This window comes from Brenneria izbisi (assembly GCF_025840185.1).
Taxonomy (GTDB): Bacteria; Pseudomonadota; Gammaproteobacteria; order Enterobacterales; family Enterobacteriaceae; genus Brenneria; species Brenneria izbisi.
In genome coordinates, this window is the sequence record NZ_JAMPJU010000011.1 from 26,455 (window position 1) to 44,597 (window position 18,143).

At 48.8% G+C, this 18,143-nt stretch carries 13 protein-coding genes; 5 read left to right on the top strand and 8 right to left on the bottom strand.

Annotation, left to right across the window (positions count from 1 at the left end; all coding sequences use genetic code 11):
* Window positions 1-72: 72 nt before the first annotated feature.
* A complete protein-coding gene (gene serC, locus NC856_RS13685; protein ID WP_264090980.1) occupies window positions 73-1,158 on the bottom strand; it encodes a 3-phosphoserine/phosphohydroxythreonine transaminase in 1,086 nt (361 codons plus the stop codon).
* Between the two features lie 291 nt (window positions 1,159-1,449).
* Here serC and ycaO point away from each other — a divergent pair, with 291 nt between their 5' ends.
* From ycaO to pflA, 4 genes are all read left to right on the top strand, one after another.
* The gene (gene ycaO, locus NC856_RS13690; protein WP_264090981.1) at window positions 1,450-3,213 is read left to right on the top strand and encodes a 30S ribosomal protein S12 methylthiotransferase accessory factor YcaO; all 1,764 of its coding nucleotides are present in this window, start codon (window positions 1,450-1,452) and stop codon (window positions 3,211-3,213) included.
* 461 nt (window positions 3,214-3,674) lie between these two features.
* Window positions 3,675-4,532: a formate transporter FocA gene (focA, locus tag NC856_RS13695; RefSeq protein ID WP_264090982.1), complete on the top strand. Its 858-nt coding sequence runs from the start codon at window positions 3,675-3,677 to the stop codon at window positions 4,530-4,532.
* A 57-nt stretch (window positions 4,533-4,589) separates the two neighbouring features.
* The gene (gene pflB / locus NC856_RS13700; protein WP_264090983.1) at window positions 4,590-6,872 is read left to right on the top strand and encodes a formate C-acetyltransferase; all 2,283 of its coding nucleotides are present in this window, start codon (window positions 4,590-4,592) and stop codon (window positions 6,870-6,872) included.
* A gap of 263 nt (window positions 6,873-7,135) precedes the next feature.
* Window positions 7,136-7,876 (top strand): pyruvate formate lyase 1-activating protein, encoded by a 741-nt coding sequence (pflA, locus tag NC856_RS13705; RefSeq protein ID WP_264090984.1) that lies wholly within the window; start codon window positions 7,136-7,138, stop codon window positions 7,874-7,876.
* Between the two features lie 92 nt (window positions 7,877-7,968).
* On the opposite strand, the gene NC856_RS13710 is transcribed toward pflA, so the two are convergent.
* The 3 genes from NC856_RS13710 to NC856_RS13720 are packed head-to-tail and all read right to left on the bottom strand — an operon-like array spanning window position 7,969 to window position 12,025.
* Window positions 7,969-9,537: a hydantoinase/oxoprolinase family protein gene (locus tag NC856_RS13710; RefSeq protein ID WP_264090985.1), complete on the bottom strand. Its 1,569-nt coding sequence runs from the start codon at window positions 9,535-9,537 to the stop codon at window positions 7,969-7,971.
* Window positions 9,538-9,565: 28 nt separating this feature from the next.
* A complete protein-coding gene (locus NC856_RS13715) occupies window positions 9,566-10,675 on the bottom strand; it encodes a DUF917 domain-containing protein (RefSeq protein WP_264090986.1) in 1,110 nt (369 codons plus the stop codon).
* A gap of 45 nt (window positions 10,676-10,720) precedes the next feature.
* Window positions 10,721-12,025 carry a cytosine permease gene (locus NC856_RS13720; RefSeq protein ID WP_264090987.1) on the bottom strand — a complete coding sequence of 435 codons (1,305 nt, stop codon included), beginning with the start codon at window positions 12,023-12,025 and terminating at the stop codon, window positions 10,721-10,723.
* A 272-nt stretch (window positions 12,026-12,297) separates the two neighbouring features.
* Between NC856_RS13720 and NC856_RS13725 the strand changes: the two genes are divergently transcribed.
* A complete protein-coding gene (locus tag NC856_RS13725; protein WP_264090988.1) occupies window positions 12,298-13,218 on the top strand; it encodes a LysR family transcriptional regulator in 921 nt (306 codons plus the stop codon).
* Window positions 13,219-13,222: 4 nt separating this feature from the next.
* On the opposite strand, the gene NC856_RS13730 is transcribed toward NC856_RS13725, so the two are convergent.
* From NC856_RS13730 to lolA, 4 genes are all read right to left on the bottom strand, one after another.
* Window positions 13,223-14,374: an MFS transporter gene (locus tag NC856_RS13730; RefSeq protein WP_264090989.1), complete on the bottom strand. Its 1,152-nt coding sequence runs from the start codon at window positions 14,372-14,374 to the stop codon at window positions 13,223-13,225.
* Window positions 14,375-14,692: 318 nt separating this feature from the next.
* Entirely contained in the window at window positions 14,693-15,988 is a 1,296-nt protein-coding gene (gene serS / locus NC856_RS13735) for a serine--tRNA ligase (protein WP_264090990.1), read from the bottom strand.
* A gap of 106 nt (window positions 15,989-16,094) precedes the next feature.
* Window positions 16,095-17,438 carry a replication-associated recombination protein A gene (locus NC856_RS13740; RefSeq protein WP_264090991.1) on the bottom strand — a complete coding sequence of 448 codons (1,344 nt, stop codon included), beginning with the start codon at window positions 17,436-17,438 and terminating at the stop codon, window positions 16,095-16,097.
* A gap of 7 nt (window positions 17,439-17,445) precedes the next feature.
* Entirely contained in the window at window positions 17,446-18,057 is a 612-nt protein-coding gene (lolA, locus tag NC856_RS13745; RefSeq protein ID WP_264090992.1) for an outer membrane lipoprotein chaperone LolA, read from the bottom strand.
* Window positions 18,058-18,143: the final 86 nt, after the last annotated feature.

Here is an 18,143-nt window from a genome sequence, read left to right on the forward strand (position 1 = left end):
CACAAAACCCCGGTTTAGCCGGGGTTTTTAATCTATCTATAAAAACCTATCTATAAAGACATCATCAGGTCATTAGCCGTGACGACGCTCAAAGTCAGCCATGAAATCGGTCAGCGCCTTGACGCCGTCAATTGGCATTGCGTTGTAAATGGACGCCCGCATACCGCCAACGACACGGTGTCCCTTCAGCGCGTGCAGACCCGCGGTCTGCGCTTCTTCAAGAAACACCTTATCCAGCGCGGCATCAGCCAGCAGGAACGGTACGTTCATCCGAGAGCGACTGGCGCTCGCGACATCATTACGGTAGAAATCGCTGCCATCAATCACACCATAAAGCAGATTGGCTTTATCGCGATTGCGTTTTTCCATTTCAACCAGACCACCTTGCTCTTTCAGCCATTTGAAGACCATGCCGGAGAGATACCAGGCGAACGTCGGCGGCGTGTTATACATGGAGTCATTATCAGCCAGAATCTGATAATTGAGGATGGAAGGCAATTCCCGACGCGCGTTGCCCAGCAAATCATCACGTACAATAACCAGCGTGACCCCTGCCGGACCGATATTTTTCTGCGCGCCGGCATAGATAACGCCATAACGACTGACATCGATGGGACGCGACAGAATGCTGGATGAGAAGTCCGCCACGACAATTTTGTCGCCGAAATCCGGCTCTTCTTCAATCGCCACGCCATCAATGGTTTCATTCGGGCAATAATGTACGAACGCGGCTTCATCAGATAACCGCCATTCACGCATTGGCTTCACGGCGCGCAAGTCATCGATCCGTGTTTTCACATCAATAACGTTAGGAGTACAGTATTTTTCCGCTTCGCTGACCACACTGTGCGCCCAGTAGCCGCCGTCAATGTAATCGGCGTGCGTCTTATCCCCCAGCAGGTTGAGCGGCACGGCGGCGAACTGCGCTCTGGCGCCGCCGTGACAAAACAGCACTTTGTAGTTGGAGGGGATTTTCAGCAGATCGCGCAGATCTTGTTCGGACTCAGCCGCTACCTGCATAAACTCTTTACTACGGTGGCTGATTTCCATTACCGATGTACCCAGACCATGCCAGTTACATAACTCCTGTTCGGCGCGGCGTAATACTTCAACCGGCAGCATAGCTGGACCGGCGCTAAAATTAAAAATCTGAGTCATTTCCCCTCACCACATCTGAAAAATTGTGACCGTATTATCACCCGTGTCATAAACACGTTGATTATGAATTCAACGCGGCTTAACGCCTTGTTATACCCTGCATCGGTTTTATCACTCGTCACTCCTGGCTGCAACGCTTATTACTCTTTCTATCCTGTAAAACACGCAGGTAAACAAAGCGTCACCAGCCCATCAAATGTCCGCTGTTATCAAAGTGTATAGAATAAATAGAGTCCGAGTTAAAAAGCCCGTATTATGCCCTCCTGTTATTACATACCCTAAGTGAAAAACATGATCCAAACATTTATCCCAGGCAAAGACGCCGCCCTGGAAGATTCCATCGCTCGTTTTCAACGACAACTCCAAGACCTGGGGTTCAACATCGAAGAAGCCTCCTGGCTGAATCCGGTGCCAAATGTCTGGTCCGTGCATATTCGCGATCGTGAATGTCCGCTGTGTTTTACCAATGGTAAAGGCGCCAGCAAGAAAGCTGCGCTGGCCTCGGCGTTGGGGGAATACTTCGAACGCCTATCGACCAACTATTTTTTTGCCGATTTCTATCTTGGCAAAACCATTGCGAATAGTGAATTCGTTCATTATCCGAATGAAAAATGGTTTGCCATCCCAGCGGATGATTCGCTGCCGGAAGGTATTCTGGATACGCGCCTGCGCGAATTCTACGATCCAGAACAAACGCTCGGCGCCAGCGACCTGATCGACCTGCAATCCGGTAACGAAGCGCGCGGTATCTGCGCCCTGCCGTTCACGCGCCAGTCCGATCAGCAAACCGTGTATATTCCGATGAACATTATCGGCAATCTTTATGTTTCCAATGGCATGTCGGCGGGCAATACTGCCAGTGAAGCCCGTGTTCAGGGGTTATCAGAGGTTTTCGAGCGCAGTGTTAAAAACCGTATCATTGCCGAATCCATCAGCCTGCCAGCAATTCCGCAAGCGATATTGAACCGTTATCCGGGCGTCGTCGAAGCCATTGCCACGCTGGAAAAAGAGGGCTTTCCGATTTTCGCCTACGACGCATCGCTGGGTGGAAAATATCCGGTAATTTGCGTGGTATTATTTAACCCGGCTAACGGCACCTGTTTCGCTTCTTTCGGCGCGCATCCTGATTTTGGCGTGGCGCTTGAACGTACCGTGACCGAACTGTTGCAAGGGCGCGGACTGAAAGATCTGGATGTTTTCACGCCGCCGACTTTCGATGATGAAGAAGTGGCGGAACACGCGAATCTTGAAACCCATTTTATTGACTCAAGCGGTCTGATCTCCTGGGATATGTTCAAAAAACAGGCCGATTATCCCTTCGTCGACTGGCGTTTCAGCGGCACCACGGAAGAAGAGTTCGCTACCCTGATGGCGATTTTCCAGCAGGAAAATAAAGAAGTTTACATCGCCGACTATGAGCATCTGTCCGTTTACGCTTGCCGTATCCTGGTGCCAGGCATGTCAGATATTTATCCTGCGGAAGACTTGCTGTTGGCAAACAACAACATGGGCGCGCATCTGCGCGAAACGCTGCTTGCTCTACCAGACAGCCAATGGGAAAAAGAAACCTATCTGGCGTTGATCCAACAACTGGATGACGAAAGCCTGGATGATTTCACTCGCGTGCGTGAATTGTTGGGTATCGCCACTGGCAAGGATAACGGCTGGTTCACGCTTCGAGTCGGCGAGTTAAAAGCGATGCTGGCGCTGGCTGGCGGCGATCTGGAACAGGCATTGATTTGGACCGAATGGACGCAGGACTTCAACGATTCGGTCTTTACGCCGCAACGCAGCAATTATTATCGTTGTCTGCAAACCCTGTTGCTATTGACGATGGAGCCGGAGCGCGATCCATCCGAATACCAGGACGCCTTTGTCAAAATGTACGGACGCGAAACCGTTGATGCCGCCAGCGCAGCCATTAACGGCGAGCAATGCTTTTACGGCCTTTTCGCGGTGGATGATAATTTCACCACGTTGCCTGCCCATCAGTCGCTGCTGGCGGCTTACGAAAAGCTACAGCGAGCAAAACGTCAGTACTGGCAGGATAAATAGCAGCCGTCTTGCGGGTTGATATTAACGATGCGGCATGTGAAAACAGCATGCCCTACACATGTGCAGCCCCACTTGTTTCATTGAAATCATTTAATACCCCTTGTTTGTTAAGGGGTATTTGATTAATGAGAAGTATTTATCCGCCGACCATCTAACAAAGAACGAAATGTTATTAACTGGTGAATATTTAATTAAATTACATTGCGAAGGGAGGGATTAAAATTACACAAAACATTATTTTCATTAACGCCAAATCATCTAGTGGCCCTTAATGCTTTCAAATCTTTACGTAAAGATTAAAATATTTTTTTATTTTCAAAATCAATGAGTTATATAATAAAAATGATATTTTCGACTGCCTGGAGCCCCGGCTAGTTTCGCGCAATATGATCCATATCAAATTTTGACGTATACTGCTTTGATATTATTTCGGTGCTGATAATTTTTAAGAGAGAGTTAGTGTGAAAGCTGACAACCCCTTTACGCTATTACTGCCGGCTGCAATGGCGAAAGTCGCCGAAGATGCCGGTGTCTATAAAGCAACAAAACACCCGTGGACCACTTTTTATTTGGCAATTACTGCGGGCGTGTTTATTTCAATTGCCTTTGTCTTTTATATTACATCGACTACCGGTACTTCAACGATACCTTTCGGCATCGCCAAATTGATTGGTGGGGTTTGCTTCTCTCTGGGGTTAATGCTGGTTGTTGTTTGCGGCGCGGACTTATTCACGTCCACCGTACTAATCGTTATTGCCAAGGCGAGTGGACGAATCACCTGGAAGCAACTAGCCTTTAACTGGGTCAATGTCTATATCGGCAACCTGATTGGCGCATTGTTTTTTGTCGCCCTTATCTGGTTCTCAGGCCAGCATATGGTCGCTAACGGCGCCTGGGGACTCAATGTTCTGCAAACATCTGAACACAAACTTGAGCACACGTTTGTCGAAGCGCTTTCCCTCGGCATTTTGGCAAATCTGATGGTTTGCCTGGCCGTGTGGATGAGCTATTCCGGTCGTACTCTCACTGACAAAATGTTTGCGATGATTTTACCGGTCGCGATGTTTGTCGCCAGCGGTTTTGAGCATAGCATCGCGAATATGTTCATGATCCCGATGGGGATCGTCATCAAGAATTTCGCGGCGCCGGAATTCTGGCAGGCCATCGGCATGGTGCCATCTCAGTTTGAACACTTAACCGTCAGCAACTTCATTATCGATAATCTGATTCCCGTAACGATTGGGAACATCATTGGCGGTGGTTTGCTGGTAGGCTTAACATACTGGGTAATTTATTTGCGCGGGGGAGATAAGCACTGAGGTGCTATCGACCGCAACACCGGGTTCTAAGAAATCCATATCAAAGGTAGGTGTAAAATGACCGATCTAAATGAAAAACTGGCCAATGCGTGGGAAGGATTCAGTAAAGGCGAATGGCAGGACAGCGTAAACGTTCGTGACTTTATCCAGAAAAACTACACACCGTATGAAGGTGACGAGTCTTTCCTGGCTGGCGCAACCAAAGCGACCACAGCGCTGTGGGACAGCGTCATGGAAGGCATCAAACAGGAAAACCGTACTCACGCGCCTGTTGATTTTGATACTCACGTTGCCGCCACCATCGTTTCTCACGATGCGGGCTATATCAACCAGGATCTGGAAAAAATCGTTGGCCTGCAAACGGAAGCTCCGCTGAAACGCGCGCTGATTCCATTTGGCGGCATCAAAATGGTTGAAGGCTCCTGCAAGGTTTATGGTCGTGAACTGGATCCCCAACTGAAAAAAATCTTCACCGAATACCGTAAAACACACAATCAGGGCGTATTTGACGTATATACGCCTGATATCCTGCGCTGCCGTAAGTCCGGCGTTCTGACGGGTCTGCCTGATGCTTATGGCCGTGGTCGCATCATCGGCGACTACCGCCGCGTAGCGCTGTACGGTATCGACTATCTGATGAAAGACAAATTTGCCCAATTCACTTCTCTGCAATCCAAACTGGAAAACGGTGAAGATCTGGAAGCAACTATCCGTCTGCGTGAAGAAATCGCCGATCAGCATCATGCGCTGTCTCAAATCAAAGAAATGGCCGCCAAATATGGTTGTGACATTTCCGGCCCGGCAAAAACGGCGCAAGAAGCCGTACAGTGGACTTACTTCGGCTACCTGGCCGCGGTGAAATCGCAGAACGGCGCGGCAATGTCCTTTGGTCGCGTATCCACTTTCCTGGATATCTATTTCGAACGCGATCTGCAAGCGGGCAAAATCACTGAGGAAGACGCTCAGGAACTGATTGACCATCTGGTCATGAAACTGCGTATGGTGCGTTTCCTGCGTACCCCTGAGTACGATGAGTTATTCTCAGGCGATCCGATCTGGGCAACCGAATCTCTGGCTGGTATGGGCGTTGATGGCCGTACTCTGGTGACCAAAAGCAGCTTCCGTTTCCTGAACACCCTGTACACCATGGGGCCGTCTCCTGAACCGAACATGACCATCCTATGGTCTGAAAAACTGCCACTGAACTTTAAAAAATACGCGGCCAAAGTCTCCATCGATACCTCTTCTCTGCAATACGAGAATGATGATTTGATGCGCCCTGACTTCAACAACGATGACTACGCCATTGCCTGTTGCGTAAGCCCGATGGTGGTGGGTAAGCAAATGCAGTTCTTCGGCGCCCGTGCAAACCTGGCGAAAACCATGCTGTATGCCATCAACGGCGGCATGGACGAAAAAATGAAAATGCAGGTGGGCCCGAAATCCGAACCGATTAAAAGTGAAGTGCTGGATTTCGACGAGGTGATGGCGCGCATGGATCACTTCATGGATTGGCTGGCTAAACAGTATGTCACCGCGCTGAACATCATCCACTATATGCATGATAAGTACAGTTACGAAGCATCACTGATGGCGCTGCATGATCGGGACGTCTTCCGTACCATGGCATGTGGTATCGCTGGTCTGTCTGTTGCCGCTGACTCCCTGTCCGCCATCAAGTATGCCAAAGTTAAACCTATCCGCGACGAAGATGGTCTGGCGATTGACTTTGATATTGAAGGCGAATACCCGCAGTTCGGCAACAATGATGCTCGCGTCGATGAACTGGCTTGCGATCTGGTTGAACGTTTCATGAAGAAAATTCAGAAACTGAATACTTACCGTGACGCGACGCCAACTCAGTCTGTTCTGACTATCACGTCAAACGTGGTATACGGCAAGAAAACCGGTAACACGCCTGATGGACGTCGTTCCGGCGCGCCGTTCGGACCGGGCGCCAACCCGATGCATGGCCGTGATCAGAAAGGTGCGGTTGCCTCACTGACCTCGGTTGCCAAACTGCCGTTCGCCTACGCGAAAGATGGTATTTCCTATACCTTCTCTATCGTGCCAAATGCCCTGGGTAAAGATGATGACGTGCGTAAAGCCAACCTCGCCGGCCTGATGGATGGTTACTTCCACCACGAAGCCAGCATTGAAGGCGGTCAGCATCTGAACGTTAACGTGATGAACCGTGAAATGCTGCTTGATGCCATGGAAAACCCGGAAAAATATCCGCAGTTGACTATCCGTGTATCCGGTTATGCTGTGCGTTTCAACTCTTTGACCAAAGAGCAACAGCAAGACGTAATCACTCGTACTTTCACTCAGTCAATGTAATTTCCCTGACTGTCTGAAAGGGCGTAAAATAAAGGCTCCACGACTGTGGGGCCTTTTTCTCACATAGTAAACCTGTTTTGCCAGCCCGCTATACGACGCCCTATCGCAGCATCGGTGGATGGCTGGCAAAACAGATTCGACTCAGCATCTTAGCAACGGCTATATCACCGTCATATATTGACTGAAAGAATGTCAGTCCGGTGTCTGATGACTGAGCTTATAAAGACCGCTATTGATCGGTCAAACTTGGAGAAAACCTCGCAATGTCAACAATCGGTCGCATTCACTCCTTTGAATCCTGCGGAACGGTTGATGGTCCCGGCATCCGCTTCATCGTGTTCTTTCAAGGTTGTCTGATGCGCTGCCTGTACTGCCACAATCGGGATACCTGGGATACACACGGCGGTAAAGAAATTACTGTCGAAGAATTAATGAAAGAGGTTGTGACCTATCGCCATTTTATGAATGCCTCTGGCGGCGGTGTGACAGCTTCAGGCGGAGAAGCGATTCTCCAGGCGGAATTCGTGCGTGACTGGTTTCGCGCCTGTCGGGAAGAAGGTATTAATACCTGCCTGGATACCAATGGTTTTGTGCGTCGGTATGAGCCGGTCATTGATGAGTTGTTGGACGTTAGCGATCTTGTCATGCTCGATTTAAAACAGATGAATGATGATATCCACCAAAATCTGGTCGGCGTGTCAAACCATCGCACGCTGGATTTCGCCCGCTATCTGGCAAAGCGTAATCAACGCACCTGGATCCGCTATGTCGTGGTTCCGGGGTGGTCTGATGATGATCAATCCGCTCACCAGCTTGGGGAGTTCACCAAAGATATGTCCAATATCGAAAAAATTGAATTGCTGCCTTATCACGAACTCGGCAAACATAAATGGATAGCCATGGGCGAAGAGTACAAGCTGGACGGCGTGAAACCACCCAAGGCTGACACCATGGATCGCGTCAAGACTATTCTGGAAAGCTACGGTCATAACGTCATGTATTGATGTCAGTGGCTGCCGTCAACCGCTGGTGTCTCAAAAACACTCGTCAGCGATTATATGGCCCATCAGCCTTATCAGGGATGATGGGCCATACGTTATGCCAAACGACCCGCCGCTTTTATCTTCACCTGCACCGCGTTTCCCGGTAGATAAGCCAGCGGGATCTCCTGATAATCAATGATCTCCACGCTACCCGGTATCGCCCCACTCTGCTCCGCCAGCGCGATGGTTTGCTGATGCAGTGTATGCCTGATTCTGTCTCGATCACTGTCAGGCATGCGAACCACTTTATCGATCTGCGTACCGACCAGCCCCAGCGCCACCCCGATCGCATTGGCCGCATCAAAATAGCGTGGCCGGACAACCTGGCTAATGCCACATAACGAATCAGGCAGCAGAATGCTCCCTCCGCCCACCAATATCGCAGGCACCGGCGCACCCGATGACTTCATGCGGTCGATGGCGTTCTCAACCTCTGCAATCATTTTTTCATACGCTTTTCGGCATAGTTCCTTATCAAATTCGGGAAGCGGTTCGCTCAACTCGGTTGACCACCGGCTGACATCCAATTGCAGCATCACATCGCTCAACGTCAATGTCTGACCGCCGAAACTGATACTTTCCTCCAGCAAACGATAACCAATACTGTCTGGACCAAGACGAATATCCCCGTCCTGGCTATGTCGCACACAGGTGCCGCCGCCAATGCCGATCGAGGCAATATCAGGCATACGGAAATTAGTCCGCACATCGCCGACTTCAACCGCCATCGCCGACTCACGCGGAAAACCATTTACCAGAACGCCGATATCCGTTGTCGTACCGCCGACATCAATGACCAGCGCATTATCCAGCCCGGATAAATGGCAAGCGCCGCGGATTGAATTGGTCGGCCCGCAGGCTAGTGTCAGAATGGGATACTGTTTTACTGTCTCTTCCGTCATCAATGTGCCGTCATTTTGTCCAAAAAACGGCGTCGCCAGGATCCCATGACGGGAAAGCGCACGCGTAAAGCCCTGAACAAATCGATGAGCCGTACTCTGTAATGAAGCATTAAGGATCGTTGCATTTTCTCTTTCCAACAGGCCGATGTTGCCTATCCGGTGAGATAATGATAACGAAACATCAGGCAATGCTGCGCTAACCCAGCTTGCAACAAGTTGTTCTTGCGCACTGTTAACGGGAGAAAATACGCCACAGATGGCAATACTCGCCACTTGCCCACGCATTTTGTCACAAGCATCCATGACTTCATCAAACAGGACACAATGAATTTCTCTGCCGTCAAATTCGTAGCCGCCATGAAGCTGATAGAAATGCGCGCCCAACGTTTGACGCCATTCATCACTCCAGCCAAACAATGGCGGAATGCTATCGCTGCTGGGCAGACTTAATCTCAACAGACCGATGCTATCCAGTCCTTTACGCTCGACAATCGCATTCGTGCACTGCGTTGTGCCCAGCATCGCATAGCGAACCTGTTCTGGCAGGATATCTGACTGCATCAGGATCTGTTCGATAACTCGCTCGATACTACTGTAGATATCATTACTGGTGGGAAATTTTGCCGTTGCAATACACTGAAGATTCGCATCCAGAATAGCCGCATCTGTATTCGTGCCACCCACATCAATACCGAGGCGATAATCATTTTTTCGTAACATTCTTTCTTTCCACAAAGGGATAAGGGCCTCAGCGATTTGCCAGCTGTTCAATTGGAACAAAATGTACCGGATAGCCAAAATAGCCAGGCCCAGCAACCTCCAGCCCTCTGGGAGTCCGCCATTTCTCATTACACGGATAGGCGATGACATCGACTCGCTGACCATAACGCAATTGTTCAGTGATAATTGGCCGCCCGGTTTCACTGTCCAGCACCGAGATCAGATCCGGCACTACCGCCAGCAGATTATCCTGTGTCGGCGCATCGTGTTCAGAGGCGCGGTAAGCCAGCAAGAGTTCATTCTGGAACAGCACGGTAAACGACTCGCCTTTGAAACGGCCCATCCCTGCCAGCAACACTTTTCCACGTGCAAAGCCGCCGGTAGTGCGGCGCTCAACATCCACAATTTTACCAGAAGCAATAACATAGGCATTGAGTACCGACAATAAAGCCTGAATAGGATTACTGCCTGACCGATGCGCCAAACGAAGCGTCTGACCAATCTTTTGGGCCAGTGAAAGCGTGCCTTTAATGGCGCTTTGTTTTAGTTGATAGCCGCGTAATGGATAGTCGCACATGGCGCAGGCGGCGCCCATCTGCTCCGTGATTGCTCTGGCCAGGCGTTCCGACCAAAGACCGTCAATCGGATTCAGGACCACCGAATTGCCTTTTTCATCGGCCAGCGTATTAGGGCCAGATGTAAGACCATCCAAAAAGAAGGTCACCATCTGCGCTTCAGGAAACGCGCGGCCCATGGCATCACAATCCACCACCGGCAACCCTTTTTGTGCCGCAACAACAAAAGGAATTAATGAGTTAATACCGCCAACTTCAATAGAAAATGTACCGACTGCCGATTGTCCTAAAATTTGCTCCATTGTTTCAAAGGCCAGAACAATTTGCTGCGGTGAAATGACTTTCTCAACAGAAACCGTGGGTGCTCCAATAGTACTGCATGGAATAAAGAGATCATCATCTTTGATCTCATCCAGTTTTAAAATAGGAACAGAAGCTCCCTGCCGCAAAGCATGTTTTGCTATCAAAGAACCAATATAAGGGTCGCCACCACCACCAGTTCCAAGAATAGCTGCGCCTAGCGCAATATCATCGATCTTTTCATCGTCAATATAACAGAACATTATTCATCCAATTGCGATAACGATATTCCCAGCATTCGAGACTTATCAGTTACTCTGCTGTGGGAGGAGCTTATGCAAAAATATATAAACCACCATACTGACTAATACCCCATCTAAAGCAGAGATGGTAGTGATGGTAAATGCGCCAATAAAATCAGGTGATGACAAAATACTTACAATACATCCACATAGCCAGGATATGGATGGAGAGATGTTTAACATTTGAGCTTGAGATATATCCTGCCTTAAGCAACTGGAATCATGGTAGTAGTAGTCTACAAGGTAGACACCTGCAATAGGTGAAATGAGCACACCAAGAAGTGACAAGAAGTAAGTAAAGTTATTGATCATTCCATTATATGCCAAGAAAAGACCTAAGAGCGCCATAAAAATCACTATGGCAGGACGTGATATCCATCGAATAACCACAGACAGGCCCAAGGATGAGGAAATAAGATTACAACTATTAGTTGTCCATTGTGCAAAAATCAAAACTAAAATAGCGGAGATGCCAAGACCAATATTAAAAAATATCTCAACGAGATCATCACTGCCCACGAGTCGAGTTAGTACTAACGCAACTAATATTGTAGAACTATTGCCGAAACAGAATCCCAGCCCGGCGCCTAATATGGCATCTTTACGAGTCTTGGCATAACGAGCAATATCAGGAGACATAACGGCTGCAACGATCCAGATAGAAACCACATAAGAAATGGCGGTACCCATGCTGATTGGGGATTTAATTACCATTGCCGGAATGTCAGCATGATTTATCGAAGCCAGCACAATGCCTGTTATTATCAATATCAGCATTAGTGGTACGCTAAATACACTTAGTTTACCCAATGATCTGACACCCCAAATCGCCGTGAACGTCATCAAAATCATGCCAAATAGCAATATGGGTAAACGACCTGGTTCGAGATGATAATTCATCAGTGCTTTTTGCAGCATCACACCAAAGAAATCGAGTTGAAAAGCAAACCAACCGAGTAGAGAAATAGCAGAAAAAATCCCTATCAATTTTCCACCTAGACGACCAAATACAGAAATGCTCAGTAATGATGTGGACAGACCGCAACCATAGCCGACATTAGCACATAATGCTGCCAAAACACCGAGCAAAGCCGATCCAATCAGCGTCGCACTCACGGCTTGAGCAAATGGCAACCCTCCGCTTAAAAACGCGCCCAGGAACAACCCGGAGATATCAATACCGATTGCCAACCAGATTAAAGCGATGACATACCAGCGCTTACGCGCTTCGGCAGGCACCGTTTCATATTCATAATCATATATCTGCCGTGATTTCTGAACTTTCTCAGATACAGCATTTCCTTGAGACATATCCACCCCATAAACCAATGACACAATAGTTATTGTATGTTTATGGTATTTTATAGAGGTTGCAGTATGCCGTATAGAACAATGGCACTGCTAAATAATTAGCAGTGCTATTGTTTATGAGAGAGACCCTGATGTGACGCATAAAACCGCGTTTTCGCGGGAACCACATACCCATGTGGTTTAGGGACAATATAAATAAGAATTATATTGATTAATACAGATATATTTTGATGTTAACATTCAAGGATGTGATGTGTGCTAAGGGAATATTTATGCGCTTAGATAAACTGGAGATTCGCTGGCTTAAGCTATTCTGTAAAATAGTTGAAAAACAAGGGATTACAAACGCGCAGGCGGTAACTGGATTAAGCCAACCGGTGCTGAGTCACTACTTATCCCGCCTTGAAGACACACTGGGACTGGTTTTGTGCGAACGAGGACGTGGTGGTTTTTCATTGACCACTGAAGGTGAAATCGTCTATCAGGAAGCAAAGTCCGTTATTTCAACTTTGGATGATTTTGCCAATCGATTAGCAAGGATTAAGCACTATCTTGTTGGAACAGTCAAATTAGGTTGTCTGGACAATATAGCAACACACCCTAACAATGTTGTATCTCAAGCCATCGCGAAGCTTTACAACCAAAGCCCAGAAGTGAATGTCGAACTTGAGATTATTGAATATATTCCTTTAATGGAAAGACTCAAAAATGGAAATCTAGATATCGTCTTAAGCGCCTTACCTGATGATATTCCAACAGAAATCTTCTATCAGCCCGTGTTCGTGGAGCATAGTTACTTCTACTCTACAGCAGAAAATGCTGAAACTATTGAGCAAGAATGGAAAAATGGTGAATTAAATCCACGTAGATTATTGATAGGCGGACATGCCTTCAATGAAATAAGTAAGCAGTTGGGGCCAGTATCAAAACAAGGATATCACCAGACGGCCTGGCATCTTGAAGGAAGTTTATTACTCCTGCTCGCAGGCACCCATATCGGCTTCCTCCCCGATCACTATGCGTCCCCCTGGGTTGAAAAAGGCAAACTCGCGGCTATCGCCCCAAATCATTTGAAACTGACCAGCATTTTCTATTTGATAAAAAATGCCAAACAGCGGCTAAGTCCGGTAGCAGAGGCGTTGTGGAATAATATGGTTGAAGCTGGCCAGAGTTCTCTGGCCAGTTTGAAATAAAAATTCAGGCAGTAGCCAGTGGCGTCGGATGCTGGTCGGCTTTTTTCAACAACATAACCAGATAGCACAACGCTACCACAGCAATCAGCACAAACAGCAATCGATCGGAATACGTTTGCATCAGTACTGCCGCAAGACTTGGGCCACACAAGCTGCCAAGCGTATAACTCAGCAGTAACGCCTGATTCATTGCCACCAGTTCATCCGGGTTTACCTTTTCACATGCCCACGACATAGCGACCGGATAAAGCGTAAAACCCGCACAACCAAGCATGAACAGCGCCGGCGCCATAGCATAGTGGCTGATACTCAACATCGCCAGGCAACCAATGATCACCACAAAAACCAATACCCGCAAGACCAACAAACGTCCATACCGATCGGCCATTCTCCCGACCGGCCACTGTCCTGCAATACCGGCGCTAATCAGCAATGCCATCCAATAACCAACCTGCGCATCACTCATACCCTGATGTGAAAGATAAAGCGGCATTAAACCGTACAGCGATCCCAAAATAACCCCGGAAATCACGCAACCGTGTACGCCCAGCCGGGCGCTCCGATATTTAAGCATTTGCCACACATTGACGCGACGTCCCTGGGTGGACGGCCCCGGAACGCGGGTAAACAGCAAAGGCAATATCGCCAGAATAATTAACGCGGCAACCCAAGGCAAAACGCTCAGAAGTTGCGTTGGCAAAGCGCCAAGCAGCAATTGCCCAACCACACTGCCAAGGTAATAAGCCATCATGTATGCGGCCAATAGCTGTCCGCGTTGAGCCGTTGTACCACTGCATAGCAACGCGCTTTCAACCACCACCCATATCAACGCACAACCAACCCCGGCCAGAAAACGCCAGAATAGCCAACTCAAGAAATCGACAGAAAGCCCCAATCCGACAGTGGCCATGCCAAATAACAAGGCAGCGAAATAATAACTGCGGTTAAATCCGTAGCCTCTGATTAACTTACCCGCCAATAATGTCCCGACCAGATTACCGCTGAAATAAGACGAACCAACCAACCCTACCTGCCAGATTGGAAGTTGCTGATAATTAAGCCAAAGTGGGACCAGTGTATTTAATACGGCAATACAAACCGTCAGCAGCAAAAGGCCACAGAGCAGAAAGCGCACTGGGCGAGAGTAAGCAGACATAATGAAGTGGATAACCAGACGACCAAGAGAAGAGTGAGCGCATCATGCCATTGCGTATTAGAAAGTCAATCCAGGCAAAAGGGAAGAAACGGACTGTATAGCCGCATTGATTTAAATAATTTATCAAAAAAAGGCTGAGTTGAATATTCGCGCAGACAGACTAATTATATCATTTTGATTTTAAATGCGTTCACATAGCAAAACCGCGCATAAATACGCTGATAAAAGCAAAAAATAATTTTCACGATGAAAAAAAATCGCCGAGCCACAGATGAAAAAAAAGCGCCATGATGACGCTTTTTCACAAAAACATGATTATCAGCCGATGAATTCCAAGCCGCCCATATAAGAGCGTAATACTTCAGGAATTTCAATCCGGCCATCAGCCTGCTGGTAGTTCTCCAGCACAGCAACCAGAGTACGACCAACCGCCAACCCTGAACCGTTCAAGGTATGTACCAGTCGCGTCTTCTTATCGCTTTTGCTGCGGCAACGCGCCTGCATACGACGAGCCTGGAAATCCCACATATTTGAACACGAAGAGATCTCGCGATACGTATTTTGCGCAGGCAACCACACTTCCAGGTCATAGGTCTTGCTGGAACCAAACCCCATATCCCCGGTACACAGCAATACCTTACGATAGGGTAACTTCAGCAACTGTAATACGGTTTCCGCTTGCGCCGTCAGTTCTTCCAGCGCCGGCATAGAATCCTCAGGACGAACGATTTGCACCAGTTCCACTTTGTCAAACTGATGCATACGGATCAGACCACGCGTGTCGCGGCCATAAGAACCGGCTTCAGAACGGAAGCATGGCGTATGCGCCGTCATTTTCAGCGGCAATGACTCCTCATCCAGAATCTCATCACGCACCAGATTGGTCAGCGGCACCTCTGCCGTCGGAATCAACGCGTAGTTACTGGTATCCGCTTCTTCACTTAATGGTTTGGTATGAAACAGATCTTCGCCGAATTTTGGCAACTGACCCGTGCCATATAGCGTGGCATGGTTGACCAGATAAGGCACATACGTTTCTTGATAACCATGCTGTTGGGTGTGCAAATCCAGCATAAATTGGGAGAGTGCGCGATGCAGACGGGCTATCTGCCCTTTCATCACCACAAAACGCGCGCCGGTTAATTTTACACCAGCGGCAAAGTCAACCCCGGCTGCCATCTCTCCCAGTTCAACATGATCACGCACCGGAAAATCAAATTTGCGAGGTTCACCCCAACGGCTGATTTCCTGGTTATCGTTCTCATCTTTGCCCAGCGGTACTGAGTCATCAGGCAGATTAGGGATGGTTAACGCCAAATCGCGGATTTCATTCTGTAGTTGGTCGAGTTCTGTTTTCGCGGCGTCCAGTTTCTCACCCAACTCGTTAACTTCGCGACGCAATGGCTCGATATCTTCGCCTCGCGCTTTCGCCGCGCCAATCGCTTTCGATCGGGAATTACGCTGGGCCTGCAAATTTTCAGTTTCTACCTGGAGAACTTTACGGCGTTCTTCCTGCTTACGCAGGGTGTCCACATCCAGTTTAAAGCCTCTGCGAGCCAGTAGCTTTTCGGCGACTGCGTCTAGCTCATTACGCAGTAAATTGGGATCGAGCATGCTAATCCTGTGCTTATGATTATCAAATGAAATGGTAGTGAATCCGGTTAATTATTGCTCACCGGATTGCAGAAAATGTCCCGTTAACCTTACCGCAACGCTTAGTTCAGCGGTAGCGTTTTGTCGGGCTATTTTGATCCTGAGTAGCAAGCCAGGCGAGCTTTTCACCAATTTTTCCTTCAAGTCCACGCGCTGATGGGATGTAATAACGCGTTTGCGCCATTTCCGGCGGGAAATAGTTCTCTCCGGCGGCATAAGCGTTGGGTTCGTCGTGCGCATAGCGATACTCCGCCCCCAACCCCATTTCTTTCATCAGACGCGTAGGCGCATTGCGCAAATGTTCGGGAACATCATAGTCCGGCTTTTCACCGGCATCACGCATGGCGGCCTTGAACGCAGTGTAGACCGCATTACTTTTCGGCGCACACGCCAGATAAACAATAGCCTGTGCAATAGCCCGTTCGCCTTCCGCCGGCCCCACGCGTGTAAAGCAATCCCACGCGGCGATAGCCACCTGCATTCCCCGCGGGTCGGCATTGCCAACATCCTCGGAAGCAATAGCCAGCAGACGGCGGGCTACATACAACGGATCGCCGCCTGCCGTGATAATGCGCGCATACCAGTACAACGCCGCATCCGGCGCCGATCCTCTGACCGATTTATGTAAAGCGGAAATCAGGTCGTAATAGCGGTCGCCTTTGTTATCAAACCGAGCGCTGCGTTCGCCAGAGACTTCTTTAAGCAGCGACGGCGTTAATACCCGACTGCCTTGTGCATCCACTTCCGCCATGTCAGCCATCATTTCCAGGCTGTTCAGCGCTCTTCGGGCATCACCATTGACCAGTTCCGCCAACATACGACGAGTGTCATCCGGCAGAACAATATTCTGCCCACCGTATCCTCGCTCACGGTCTGTCATCGCCTGCTGCAACACGAGTTCAATATCTTCCGCCGTCAGCGCTTTGAGCAAATACACGCGGGCACGTGATAACAAGGCTGAATTAAGTTCGAAAGATGGGTTTTCAGTCGTCGCGCCAATGAAAGTGATGGTGCCGTCTTCAATATGCGGGAGAAAAGCGTCTTGCTGACTTTTATTAAACCGATGAACTTCGTCGACAAACAGGATCGTCCGACGCCCGGCATGACGGTTCTGCCGCGCCCGCTCGATCGCTTCACGTATCTCTTTGATACCGGAGGTTACCGCCGAGATGCGTTCAACATCGGCCTGTCCGTAACGACCGATTAATTCCGCCAGTGTGGTTTTACCCGTACCAGGCGGTCCCCACAGGATCATGGAGTGGAGTTGGCCCGCTTCAATTGCGCGAGGCAACGGTTTATCCGCACCAAGCAAATGCTGTTGGCCAATGTACTGCGCCAACGTCGCTGGCCGCATACGTGCGGCCAGCGGTTGAAACGCATTTTGAGAAAAATCCAGTGACAGATTGCTCACTCAGACCTCACTGACGCTGATCATCCAGCATCACGCCTTGCGGTGGAGTAAAAGTAAATTTCGCAGAATCAACCGTACTATTTTGCTGGTTTTTCAATACATAAGTACTGCGCTGTCCATCTTGTTCCGTTGCGGTGAATGTCTTGATCGTTCCACTCGGCGTCACGCTGATAGCAAACTGTTTCAGGTTGCCGCTGGCTGATTTCGGCGTCAATTCAAAATCATCACCGTTCTGCCTCACCTCGTATTTGCTCCAATCACTGGCATCATTACGCGTAATCAACATAAACGGCGTATTGCCTGTCGCATCTTTTAGCCAGGTTGCCGTAACCTGTTCAACAAAGGGATTATAGAACCACAGCGTTTTGCCATCTGAAACCAGCACGCTTTCATCCGGCGAAGTTGTTTTCCAGTTAAACAGATTAGGGCGTTTCAACCACAGCTCGCCCTCGCCTTCCTGAACAGCGGCGCCATCCGCGCTGGTTACTGTCTGGCTGAAACTGGCGTGGAAGCTATTTACTTTACTGAGCCGGCTTTGCAAATCACTGGCCGCATCAGCATATACGGCTGTTGATGCCATACCCGATATCAGGCAACAGGCGATTAACCATTTCTTCATCATACAAAATCCTTTGAATTTTCCGATATCACGCGTTATCGCGGTAAAACCATCAGACTTGCTGCGTCTTCAACACATTAGCTGAA